Source organism: Bradyrhizobium sp. P2_E8 (genome assembly GCF_056403875.1).
Window position 1 is genome coordinate 1 of record NZ_JBFUES010001437.1, and the last position, 1,364, is coordinate 1,364.

Here is a 1,364-nt window from a genome sequence, read left to right on the forward strand (position 1 = left end):
CAAGTGGATTCCGGTCGTGCGCAAGGCCAACATCAAGGCAGACTGAGCGATGCGGATCGATCCCAGCGAGCTCGGCGCGGAGCGCATCTACCGGCTGATGACCGGCATCGTGGTGCCGCGCCCGATCGCCTGGGTGACGAGCCTGTCGCGCTCCGGCGTGCTCAACCTCGCGCCCTTCAGCGCCTTCACCTTCGTCTCGCAGAAGCCGCCGATGCTGGCGATCAGCGTCGGCCGCAAGGGCGCCGACTACAAGGACACCGCGCACAACATCCTCGATACCGAGGAATACGTCATCCACATCGCCGATACCCCGCTGATGTCAGCGGTGCACGACAGCTCGATCGAGCATCCGCCCGAAGTCAGCGAGGTCGCCGAGCTCGGCCTCGAAACACTCGCGAGCGAGCGCATCAAGGTGCCGCGGCTCGCGGCCGCGCCGGTCGCGATGGAATGCGTGTTCCGGCAGTGCCTCGAATTCGGCGACGCCCGTAGCCGGCTGATCGTCGGCGAGGTCGTGATGTTCCACATTCGCGACGGCCTCGTGGAAAATGGCAAGGTCGAGACCAGGGCGCTCGACCCGATCGCGCGCATCGGCGGTCCCCGCTACGCCCGGCTCGGAGAGATCGTGACGCTGAATACCGTGTTCCAGACTCCCAAATCGACCGACTGAGCGCGCGGCGCATCGCGCCGCCCCTTGTGCCCAAAGACCATTGGAGAAAACGACAATGCGACTCCTGAGCTATCTCCTGGACGGCGAGCTTCGCTACGGCGCGGCCGTCGCGGGCGGCGTGGTCGATCTGACCAGGCGGATCGGCCGTGACTTCTCGGACGTGAGGGCGCTGATCGCGGCCAATGCGCTGGCGGACGCGCAGGAAGCGATTGCCGATCAGAAGCCGGATTACGCGCTCGATGATCTCGTCCTGCTGCCGCCGGTGCTGGCGCCAGAGAAGCTCTGGTGCATCGGCGTCAACTACGCCGAGCGCAACGCCGAATATAAGGACAATTCGGACCTGCCCAAATATCCGAGCCTGTTCGTGCGCAGCATGTCCTCGATGACAGGCTCCGGCCAGCCGTTGGAGAAGCCCACCGTCTCGGATCAGCTCGACTACGAAGGCGAGCTCGTCATCGTGATCGGGCAGGGCGGCCGTCACATCCCGCGCGAGAGGGCGTGGTCGCACATCTTCGGCATGACGCTGTGCAACGAGGGTACGATCCGCGACTGGCTGCGCCACGGCAAGTTCAACGTCACCCAAGGCAAGAACTTCGACCGCTCCGGCAGCATCGGCCCGTGGATCGTCACGGCTGACGAGCTCGATCCGCGCGGGCCTCATGACATCATCACGCGCGTCAACGGCGAGGTGCGGCAG

At 65.5% G+C, this 1,364-nt stretch carries 2 protein-coding genes; both read left to right on the forward strand.

The window, feature by feature from the left end:
• Window positions 1-49 precede the first annotated feature (49 nt).
• Window positions 50-667 carry a flavin reductase family protein gene (locus AC1D00_RS41195; RefSeq protein ID WP_135177635.1) on the forward strand — a complete coding sequence of 206 codons (618 nt, stop codon included), beginning with the start codon at window positions 50-52 and terminating at the stop codon, window positions 665-667.
• Window positions 668-722: 55 nt separating this feature from the next.
• Window positions 723-1,364 (forward strand): fumarylacetoacetate hydrolase family protein (locus AC1D00_RS41200; protein ID WP_477014657.1); only part of this gene is annotated, 642 nt, incomplete at its 3' end.